This window comes from Pseudorhodoplanes sp., assembly GCF_046289595.1.
GTDB lineage: Bacteria > Pseudomonadota > Alphaproteobacteria > Rhizobiales > Xanthobacteraceae > Pseudorhodoplanes.
Genome location: NZ_JBKBVB010000139.1, coordinates 1 through 10,602, shown reverse-complemented (window position 1 = coordinate 10,602; position 10,602 = coordinate 1). Strand labels below are relative to the sequence as shown.

General features: G+C 66.1%; 7 protein-coding genes. 4 read left to right on the top strand and 3 right to left on the bottom strand.

Annotated elements, in window-relative coordinates:
• The coding region (locus ACK41X_RS20565) for an IS3 family transposase (RefSeq protein ID WP_409727166.1) at positions 1-91 on the top strand (91 nt) is incomplete at its 5' end.
• A 369-nt stretch (positions 92-460) separates the two neighbouring features.
• On the opposite strand, the gene ACK41X_RS20560 is transcribed toward ACK41X_RS20565, so the two are convergent.
• Positions 461-2,281, bottom strand: coding sequence for an acyl-CoA dehydrogenase C-terminal domain-containing protein (locus ACK41X_RS20560; protein ID WP_409727164.1), 1,821 nt, complete (start codon positions 2,279-2,281; stop codon positions 461-463).
• Between the two features lie 245 nt (positions 2,282-2,526).
• Between ACK41X_RS20560 and ACK41X_RS20555 the strand changes: the two genes are divergently transcribed.
• From ACK41X_RS20555 to ACK41X_RS20545, 3 genes are all read left to right on the top strand, one after another.
• Positions 2,527-5,400 carry a hypothetical protein gene (locus ACK41X_RS20555; protein ID WP_409727161.1) on the top strand — a complete coding sequence of 958 codons (2,874 nt, stop codon included), beginning with the start codon at positions 2,527-2,529 and terminating at the stop codon, positions 5,398-5,400.
• Between the two features lie 177 nt (positions 5,401-5,577).
• The gene (locus ACK41X_RS20550) at positions 5,578-6,504 is read left to right on the top strand and encodes a sulfite exporter TauE/SafE family protein (protein ID WP_409727158.1); all 927 of its coding nucleotides are present in this window, start codon (positions 5,578-5,580) and stop codon (positions 6,502-6,504) included.
• Entirely contained in the window at positions 6,501-7,268 is a 768-nt protein-coding gene (locus ACK41X_RS20545) for a TIGR02186 family protein (protein WP_409727155.1), read from the top strand. Before ACK41X_RS20550 ends, ACK41X_RS20545 begins: the two co-directional genes overlap by 4 nt.
• Before the next feature lie 66 nt (positions 7,269-7,334).
• Here ACK41X_RS20545 and pdeM read toward each other — a convergent pair whose 3' ends face one another.
• The gene (gene pdeM / locus ACK41X_RS20540) at positions 7,335-8,045 is read right to left on the bottom strand and encodes a ligase-associated DNA damage response endonuclease PdeM (RefSeq protein ID WP_409727153.1); all 711 of its coding nucleotides are present in this window, start codon (positions 8,043-8,045) and stop codon (positions 7,335-7,337) included.
• A partial coding sequence (locus ACK41X_RS20535) for a ligase-associated DNA damage response DEXH box helicase (RefSeq protein WP_409727150.1) occupies positions 8,023-10,602 on the bottom strand: 2,580 nt, incomplete at its 5' end. The genes pdeM and ACK41X_RS20535, both read right to left, overlap by 23 nt.

Genomic DNA, 10,602 nt, shown 5'->3' with positions numbered 1-10,602 from the left:
CATCGAGCGCTTCTACAATCCGAAGCGCAGGCACTCGACCATCGGCTATCTGAGCCCTATGGAGTTCGAACGGAAGGCCGGATTAGCTTAGGTGCGTGTCAACGAAACCGGGTGCAGGCCATCCCTAGGTAAACCGTGATTTCCGCAGTCAGCGGCAATTCTTCAACAAAAATCCAGATATTGATAAGTTCAGATTGCAGGCTCTCGATCACACGGCGAGGCGCAAGAAAGTCCATTATAGCTATAATGATTAGGAGGATTACGAGCGCGTCTGTCATTTGAGTCAAACATAAGTAGTAACGGAAGTAGCTCAATCAAACTGGGTCAAGAGCCTGGAGCAGGCGTATGGGTGGTTGTTCCGAGGCTGATATGCCGCGACGAGGGCGGGTCGTAAGACGGCTTGTTTCTCGCGACGCCTGCAAGCTCCGCCATGACAGGTGCTTCCCCAAAAAAGAGAATCCTAAAACCCCTCCATCGCCATCTCCATCACACTCCCCGCACCCGCCTCGATCCGCTTCAACTGCGCCGCGGTTTCCGGCAGCATCTTCTCCGCGAAAAACAGTCCCACGATCAGCTTGTTCTTCAGCGCCTGCGCATCGAGTCTGCCGCGGCCTGCATCCGCGCCCGCGTCACCCGCCGCAAGCTTCTCGTTCACCGCCAGCGCAATGCGGCCCCACATCAGCCCGAGCGCGACAAGCCCGAACATGTGCATGTAATCGACAGCGCCCGCCCCCGCATTGTCCGGGTTCTTCATCGCATTGTTCATGAACCACATGGTGGCCTGCTGCAGGTGGCCGAGCGAGACGTTGAGCGGCTCGACATAGGGCTTCATCGCGTCGCTCGCCTTGTGCGCATTGATAAAGCCCTGCACCTCGGCGAAGAATGCCATCGCCGCGCGGCCGCCGTCCTTCGGCAGCTTGCGGCCGACGAGGTCCAGCGCCTGGATGCCGTTCGCGCCCTCGTAGATCATCGGGATGCGCGCATCGCGCACGAACTGCTCCATCCCCCATTCGGAAATGTAGCCGTGGCCGCCGAACATCTGCTGCGCATTCACGGTGTTGGAAAAGCCTAAGTCGGTCAGCACGCCTTTCACCACAGGCGTGAGCAGGCCCATCATGTCGTCGGCATGCTGGCGTTCCTTCGCATCCTGCGAGCGGTGCGAGAGATCGCCATAGAGCGCTGTCTGGATCACGAGCGCGCGCGCCGCCTCGTTGAAGGCGCGGATGGAGAGCAGCGTGCGCCGCACGTCGGGATGCACGATGATCGGATCGGCCGGCTTGTCGGGGAATTTCGGCCCGGTCAGCGCGCGGCCCTGCAGCCGCTCTTTCGCGTAGATCACCGCATTCTGATACGCGACCTCGGACAGCGCGAGCCCCTGCACGCCGACGCCGAGCCGGGCCTCGTTCATCATCACGAACATCGCGTTGAGCCCGCGATTTTCCGCGCCGATCAGATAGCCGGTGGCATTGTCGTAATTCATCACGCAGGTGGCGTTGCCGTGGATGCCCATCTTGTGCTCGATCGAGCCGCAGGACACGCCATTCTTCTGGCCGAGCGTGCCGTCGTCGTTGACCATGATCTTCGGCACGATGAACAGCGAGATGCCGCGGGTGCCTTCCGGTGCGCCTTCGATGCGCGCGAGCACGAGATGGATGATGTTCTCGGTGAGATCCTGCTCGCCGCCGGAAATGAAGATCTTGGTGCCCGAGATCTTGTAAGAGCCGTCCGGCTGTTTCACCGCCTTGGTGCGCAGGAGCCCTAAGTCCGTGCCGCAATGCGGCTCGGTGAGGTTCATGGTGCCGGCCCACACGCCTTCCACCATCTTCGGCAGGAATTTCTTTTTCAGGCCGTCATTGGCATGGGTGAGGATCGCCGCCACCGCGCCCTGCACCAGGCCCGAATACATCGAGAAGGCGAGATTGGCGGAGGCCAGGAACTCGTTGATGATCACGGTCAGCGTGCCGGGCAGGCCCTGGCCGCCATATTCGGTGGGTGCGGAGAGTCCGATCCAGCCGCCGGCGACCAGCCGGTCGTAGGCTTCCTTGAATCCCGCAGGCGTGGTGACGCGGCCGTCGGGGTGGCGCGTACACCCCTCGATATCGCCCACCCGGTTGAGCGGCGTCAGCACCTCGGAGCAGAGCTTGCCGGCTTCCACCAGCATGGCCTCGACCACGTCCGGCGTCGCGTCGGCAAATCCCGGAAGGTTGGCGTGGCGCTCGATGTGGAACACATCGTTGAGCAGGAACATCACATCGTCTGTGGGCGCGTTATAGACCGGCATCGCTTTCCCCAGTGGTTCGGGCCCGAATCGGCGGCCGCCTTACGCTATTGGGTTTCGGGCGGGCGCGCGACGCCAACAAATTCTTAAGAAACGCCAGCAATTAACGGCTTATTTACCGTGACGCGAAAAAGTCTCCGGACGGGGACGGACCGCCTTTTCAAAGACCCCACCTTTTCAGGATGGCGGCACCGAAGGCGCGAAATCCGGTCGGCGAGCGGGTCACTCAGATGAACGAACGCGTACAGATGACTGAACATGGTGCGCGGCCGGACGAGCCCGCACCCGCGTCCACGCCCAATCCCCATTACTTCCCGCCGGCGAGCTATGGCGCCGCGCCGCAGGGCTATGGGCCGATACCGCCGGCGCCGCCGCGCGGCTATCCGCAACCGCCTTATCCGGCGCCGGTCCATCACCCGCATGGCGCGTCCCAGCCCGCAGCGTACCCCTATCCGTATCCGCATGGCCCGGTCATGCCGCCCTTTGCGGCACCCTATGCGCCGCAGCCTCAGCTTCAGGCGCCGCACTATTACCAGGCTGCGCCGCACGGCCATGGCTACGCGCCGCCCCCCTATCCGGCGCAGCCCGCGCCCGAACCGGCCACAATGGAGGATGCGGTGGCGCAGATCGCGGCGCGGATGCGCTCGCTCGATGCCGATCCGGCCGAGGCTTATGCATCGTCGATCCCGCAACATCTCTATCAGCAGCCGGCCGCGCCGCCGCTCGCCCCCGCCTATCCGCCGGCGCCGTCCTCCGTCGCCGATGCCCCCTCCGCGGCGCCCGCGCAAAGTATCGACCTGTCGGGACTGGAGTCGCAAATCCGCAACCTGACGGCGCAGATCGAGACCCTGCGGCATCAGCCGGCGCCCGACTTCTCCGGCATTCTGCGCGAGTTGCGCGCCGACCTGTCCGATATTTCGCAGCGGCTGGTCGAGGCGATGCCGCGCCAGGCGATCGAGGCGCTGGACGCAGAAGTGCGAAAGCTTGCCGAGCGCATCGACATCAGCCGCGCCGCCGGGGTCGATCCCGATGCCATTGCCGGGATGGAGCGTTCGCTCGGGGAAGTGCGCGACGCGATCCGCAGCCTCAAGCCCGCGGAGAGCCTTGCCGGATTCGAGCAGGCGATCCGCAATCTCACGGAGCGGATCGACCAATCGGCCGGCGCCTTTCAGGATCCGGCCTCGCTGCAGCAGCTGGAAACCTCGATCGCGGCGCTGCGCGGCATCGTCGCCAATGTCGCCTCCAACGATACGCTCGCCGGGCTGTCGGAGGAGATCCGGGGCCTGTCGGCGCGGGTTGATCAGGTCGCGGCGACGCGCGGCCTCGATGCCGACATGCTGCAATCGCTCGAACAGCGGATCGCAAGTCTGCCCGTCCTTGGCGCGATCGAACGCGGCTTTGCCGATCTCAAGGCGCGGCTGGATTCGTTTCACATCGCCGCGCCGCAGCCGGCGATCAACCCGGGGCCCGCGGTCGATCATCTCAAGCGCGATCTGGTCCGCACCCAGGATTCGCTCGAAGCCGTGCATTCGACCCTCGGACATCTGGTCGACCGGCTGGCGATGATCGAAAGCGGCATTCGCGAAGCGCGTTTTGCGGCGGATGTGCCGCCCGCGAAGCCGCGCGTGCCGGAGCCTGCCCCGTTGCCGCCATCCGCGCCGGAACTGCCGCTCCAGCCACCGATGCCGGTGCCGGCGGCCGAATTGCATCTGTCCGAAAGCGACATCGTGCATCGGCCGCGGCAGGGCTCGGGGCAGACCGGCGAAACGTTCGGCGCGTCTGGGCCAAAGCCAAAGCCGGGACCGCAGCCGGAGCCGCCGCGCGCGGCCGCGCCGCCGGTTCGCGAACGCGCGCCGATCGATCCGAATCTGCCGCCGGATTTTCCGCTCGAGCCGGGGGCGGGGCTGCGCGCGAGCCCGGCCGGGTCGGCCGCCGAGCGGATCGCCGCGTCGGAGGCGGCGCTCGGGCCCGCCAGACCCGGCGCGGCCGGTTCTGCGGGCCAGACCAATTTCATCGCGGCTGCCCGGCGCGCCGCAAAGGCCGCCGCCGCCGCGCCGGAAGCGCCGCGCCCGGCCGGCCCGGACGCCGCGCCTGCCCGGTCCATCACCCGCAAGGTCCGCGCGTTGCTTGTCGGCGCCAGCGCGATCGTTTTGATCGCAGCATCGGCGCAGATCGCCATCAATATGATCGAAACCGGCCATTCGGAGATCGACGAGGCCGAAGTCGCCGCCGCGGTCGAAACCAACGCGCCGGAGCCTCCGGCGCACATCATCGCGTCTCCCGGCATCCTGCCGGTCAACCCGGATCTCTTCGCGGCACCGGCGGCACCGGCGGCACCGGCAGCACCAGCGGGCGAGACCGGCACCACCGGCTCGATCGGCACGCCCGGCACCGGGACCGAGCGCGGCCCGCTACCGCCGATCCCCGACAAGCTTCCGCTCACGCTGCGCAATGCCGCGGCCAAAGGCCAGCCCGCCGCCGCATACGAGATCGGCATCCGCCAGATCGAGGGCAGAGGCGTGCCGAAGAATATCGAGGCCGGCCTGCGCTGGCTCGAGCGCGCCGCCGAAGCCGGCGTCGGGCCTGCGCATTTCCGCATCGCCGGCCTCTACGAGAAGGGTATCGGCGTGAAAAAGGATCCGGCGGCCGCGCGCCGCCACTACATCGCCGCGGCCGAGAAGGGCAACGCCAAGGCGATGCACAATCTCGCCGTTCTTTACGCCGAGGGCATCGACGGCAAACCGGACTACAAGCGCGCGGCCGAATGGTTCCGCCGCGCCGCCGAGTTCGGGGTCGCCGACAGCCAGTATAATCTCGCGATCCTGCATGCCCGCGGCATCGGCGTCGACCAGAACCTGCTCGAATCCTACCGCTGGTTCGCTCTCGCCGCCCTGCAGGGCGACAATGACGCAGCCAAGAAGCGCGACGAGGTCGGCGCGAAGCTCGATGCCGGCTCGCTCGCCGCCGCCCGCAATGCGGTGCAATCCTTTGTGCCGCAGCCGCAGCCGGACGACGCCGTCAATGTCGCCGCACCGCCCGGAGGCTGGGACCGTCCGTCGGCGGAACAAGCCCCGGCCAAGAAGCCGCGCCCCGGAAGTGTCGCCCGGGCCACGGCATCCTGACCTTCGGCGCGAAATCCCGACATCGCCCGACAAATCATTCGACTAATCCGCCAGGTCCTGTACGGATGAGGCAAACGCGGCGTCATTCGGCGGCCGCGCGCCGGATTTTTTGCCGCAGCATCACGCGGGGCTGTTCGACCCCGCCACCAACGGCTTGCGCAAGTATCCGGGACGCTCGTGCAGATCTATCTCCCCATCGCCGATCTTCCGGTCAACATGTTCCTGCTGTTCGGGATGGGGCTCGCGGTCGGCTTCATTTCGGGGATGTTCGGGATCGGCGGCGGTTTCCTGATGACGCCGCTGTTGATCTTCATCGGCATCAATGCAGCCGTCTCGGTTGCCACCGTCTCGAGCCATATTGCCGCCTCGTCGGCCTCGAGCGCGATCAGCTATTGGCGCCGGAACGCGATCGACATGCCGCTCGCCTTGATGCTGCTCGCGGGCGGCATCGTCGGGACCGCGGGCGGCGTCTGGCTGTTCACGCTGCTGCGCTCGGCCGATCTGTTGGACCTGGTGATCGCCATGTCCTACGTGATCCTGCTGGTTGCGGTCGGCGTCATGATGGTCAGCGAGGCCGTGCGCGCGATCATGAGGACCTACCAGGGCTATCCGAATGTGCTGCGTCGGCCCGGCAGCCATACCTGGGTGCATGGGCTGCCGTTCAAGGTCCGGTTCAAGCGCTCCAAAATCTACGTCTCGGCCATCCCGGTGCTGGGCATCGGGTTCATTATCGGCTTCGTGGGAGCCTTGATGGGGATCGGCGGCGGCTTCCTGCTGGTTCCGATGCTGATCTACTTCCTGCGGGTGCCGACCGGAACCGTGATCGGCACCTCCACGGTGCTCACCCTTGTCACGATGGCGTCCGCGACCGTGATGCATGCCGCGACCAACCAGCTCGTCGACGTCCTGCTCGCCGCATTCCTGATGGTCGGCGGGGTGATCGGGGCGCAATTCGGAGCGCGCGCCGGACAGCGGATGAAGGCGGAACGGCTGCGATTGCTGCTCGGCCTTCTGGTGCTCGGAGTCGGCATCCGCTTCGCGCTCAATCTCCTGGTGCAGCCCTCCGAGCTGTTCTCCATCCGGTTCACGGGAGACGCCGGATGAGAACGCCTGTCGCATGGTTCTGCGCACTGCTCTTTCTCGCCGCCGGGCCGGCCCATGCCGAGCGGCTGATCACGTCGCTGTCCAGCCACCAGGTTCTAGTGACATCGAGCTTCACCGGCACCGAGCTTGTCCTGTTTGGCTCGATCGAGCGCGACGCAAAGACGGTATCGCGCAAGGGCGGCTATGACATCGTTGTCACGGTAACCGGACCGCGCGAAACCCTGGTGGTGCGGCGGAAAGATCGCGTTCTCGGAATCTGGACCAACGCCGAGTCGCTCACGTTCCTGAAGACTCCGGTCTATCTCGCCGTCCTCAGCAACAAGCCCGTCGCCGAGATCGCGACAGCCGAATTCCTGCGCCGTCAGGAGGTCGGCATGTATCTCGTGCCGCGGCCAACCCTCGCCTCCGGAATCCAGACCGGCGAATACGACAACTTCCGCGACGCCTTGATCCGCCTGCGCATGCAACGCCGGCTTTACGTCGAAGACCCGGCGGGCGTCACCTTCCTGACCCCCAATCTGTTCCGCGCCACCATCCGCCTGCCCGCCGAATCCCCGGTCGGCAACTACGACGTCGATGTGCGGCTGTTCGCAGATGGCGCCGAGCTGGCGCGCGCCCATTCCGCGCTCGAGGTCGTCAAGGTCGGGATCGAGCAGTTCATCGTGAATGCCGCGGCCCATCACGGCATTCTCTATGGATTGTTCACCACACTGATGGCGCTGGCGACCGGCTGGTTCGCGTCCGTGGTGTTCCGGAAGGATTGAACGTTGCCGCGGGCGCGCTGCGCGTTGCCGTGCCCTTTCCCGTTGCGGGGCGAGGGCGCAACAATGTCAATCCGGCAGGCAGCGCATCGCCTCGACGGCATAGAGCCGCGTTGCGCCGAGCATATGCGCACGGAACGACAATGCGCCGAACACGGTCGTGAACGCCGCCGCGCGGATATTGAGTCCGCCGGTGAAGGCGCCGAACGCCGGCATCACCATTCGCTCATTATCGATCGCAAAGCATTTGCGGCTGACCGAGCGGCCGCGCGCGCTGATGCGCGCCATCGGATGCAGATGGCCGGCGATCTCGCCAGTCTGCCCGCATGGCTCATGACGGAATGTGACCCCGTCAATCCGCAGTTCCGGTGTGAATACCCCGCCGATCCCGACAGCCGGATCGGGATCGTGATTGCCCGCGACCCAGATCCAGTCGCGGCCCTGCTGGAGCGCCGCGATCATGTCGCGATCGGTGTCGCCGAGCCGCTGCGGGCCGTCGCCGTCATGGAAGCTGTCGCCCAGCGCCAGCACCGTGCGTGGCCGGTAGCGCATGATCGCCTCACACAGCCGCGCCAGCGTCGCCGCGGTGTCGAACGGGGGAAGCAATGCGCCGTAGCGGGCAAAGCTCGACGCCTTCTCGAAATGCAGGTCGGCGACCGCCAGCAACCGTTCCGCCGGCCACCAGAGGATGCCGGCGGGGTCGATCACCAGCCGGCGCCCCGCGAGTTCCACCTCGTCGGCCTGAAAATCCGGCCAGTTACTTGCCGCCGTGGCGACCACCTGTAGCCCCCGTCATTGCTTCCCTGACCAGATCGTCGGCTGCTTCCGCCAGCAGCGCATCCGCAGCTTCGCCGTACACCGTTTCGCGGCCGATTTCGAGCATCACCGGAACCGCGAGCGGCGAAACGTGCTCCAAAGATTTATGGACGATTCGACCCCTGATCCGGGAGAGCATTTCGCCGAGCCGCTTGATATCGAGCAGACCTGTTGCCGCGTCGGCACGCGCCGCCCGCAGCAGCAGGTGATCGGGCTGGTGCTTGCGCAGAACATCGTAAATCAGGTCGGTCGAGATCGTGACCTGCCGCCGCGTCTTGTCGCGGTCGGTGGAGCGGCGCTGGATCAGTCCGGCGATCACCGCATTGGTACGGAAAGTGCGCTTCATCATCATCGACTCCGCGAGCCAGGCTTCCAGGTCGTCGCCGAGCATGTCCTCGTCGAAGAGGTGTTCGAGCGACAGGGTTCCGCGCCGGACGCCCTGGCCGATATCGCCGAGCCCCCACACCGCCAGCGCATATTCGTTGGCCACAAAACCGAGCGGCCGCATGCGGGCGCGCTCCAGCCGCCGCGTCAGCAGCATGCCGAGCGTCTGATGCGCCAGCCGTCCTTCGAACGGGTAGCAGACGAGATATTGCTTGTCGGCGCGCGGAAAGGTCTCGACCAAGAGTTCGCGCGGGCCCGGCAAGACGGAACGCCATTCCTGGATCTCCAGCCATTCGCGTACCGGCGCCGGCAGCGCTTTCCACTCTGCGGGCGTTGCGAGAATGTTGCGCACGCGCGAGGCAAGATAGGTCGAGAGCGGGAACTTGCCACCCTCGTAGGAGGGAACCTTGGGATCGACATCGGCCGCGCGCGAGACATAGAGCTCGTCCTCGACCATCGCCTCGTAGCGCAGCACTTCGCCCGCGAACACGAAGGTGTCGCCGAGCGCAAGGCTTTCCGCGAAATATTCCTCGACCTGTCCGAGGATGCGCCCGCCGCGCGCGATCGGCCCGGTGCGTCCGCTGCCGCCGCCGCGCGAGCGGACCAGCCGCACTTTCAGCATCACGGCCTCGACGATGGTGCCGACATTCATGCGATAGGCCTGTGCGAAACGCGGATGCGTGACGCGCCAGCGGCCGGACTTGTCCTGTCTGATCTTGGCGAAGCGCTCGTAGGCCTTCAGCGCGTATCCGCCGGTCGCGACGAAATCGATCGTCGCGTCGAAATCGGCGCGGGTCAGCTCGCGATACGGCGCGGCGCTGACCACCTCGTCGTAAAGGACATCGGCATCGAACGGCGCGCCGCAGGCGGTGCCGAGCACATGCTGCGCCAGCACGTCGAGCGCACCAGTGCGCAGCGGCGGCGTATCCTGCGCATTGTCCGCGACCGCCTCGATCGCGGCCCGGCATTCAAGCACCTCGAAGCGGTTGGCCGGCACGAGAATGCCGCGCGAAGGTTCGTCGAGCCGATGGTTGGCGCGGCCGATCCGCTGCAGCAGCCGTGAAGATCCCTTCGGCGCGCCGACATTGATGACGAGATCGATGTCGCCCCAGTCGATGCCCAGATCGAGCGATGACGTACAAACCACTGCACGCAGCTTCGCGGCCGCCATCGCGTCTTCCACCTTGCGCCGCTGCGCCACATCGAGCGAGCCGTGATGCAGCGCGATCGCGAGCCCGTCATCATTGATGCGCCACAGCTCCTGGAAGATCATTTCGGCCTGGCTGCGGGTATTGACGAAAACCAGCGTGGTTTTGTGCTGCTTGATGAGGCCGTAGATCTGCGGCAGCGCGTGACGCGCCGAATGTCCGGCCCACGGAATATAGAAGTCGGGCGCGCGGGTGTCGGGTTCGAGCATGGTGACATGCGGTTCGGCGCCGGCTTTCGCGATCACCAGATCGGCGAGGCGTTCGCCGCCGCGCGGCTGCGGCACCAGATAGCGGCGCAGATCATCCGGCTCGGCCACGGTCGCGGACAGGCCGATGGTATGCAGTCCGGGCGCGAGGCGGAACAGACGCGCCAAACCGAGCGAGAGCAGATCGCCGCGCTTGGAGGTGACGAGCGCATGCAGTTCGTCGAGGATCACGCGCTTCACCGTGCCGAACAGATACGGCGCATCCGCCGACGCAAGCAGCAGCGCGAGCTGCTCCGGCGTCGTGAGCAATATGTCGGGCGGATCGCGGCGCTGGCGCGTGCGCTTGGAGACGGGCGTGTCGCCGGTGCGGGTCTCGATGCGGACCGGCAGCCTCATTTCGGCGACCGGCGTTTCAAGGTTGCGCGCGATATCGACCGCGAGGGCTTTCAGCGGCGAGATGTAGAGGGTGTGGAGGCCACCAGCGCGGCGGATGCCTCGGCCGGTGGAGACGAGCTTTGTCTTTTCCCCTGCCCCACGCAGTTCCCCACTCAACTCCACCAGCGTCGGGAGAAAGCCCGCCAGCGTCTTGCCGCCGCCGGTCGGCGCGATCAGCAGCACCGACTTGTCCTCGCGCGCGCGCTTGAGCAATGCGAGCTGATGCGCACGCGGCGCCCAGCCGCGCGCCGCGAACCAGCGCGAGAAGACCTCCGGGAGAGCGTCGGG

What these genes read in the sequence shown, in the direction of transcription:
- ACK41X_RS20560 (WP_409727164.1), bottom strand. Translation starts at nt 2,281, where the DNA reads ATGCCGGTCTATAACGCGCCCACAGACGATGTGATGTTCCTGCTCAAC.
- ACK41X_RS20555 (WP_409727161.1), top strand. Translation starts at nt 2,527, where the DNA reads ATGACTGAACATGGTGCGCGGCCGGACGAGCCCGCACCCGCGTCCACG.
- ACK41X_RS20545 (WP_409727155.1), top strand. Translation starts at nt 6,501, where the DNA reads ATGAGAACGCCTGTCGCATGGTTCTGCGCACTGCTCTTTCTCGCCGCC.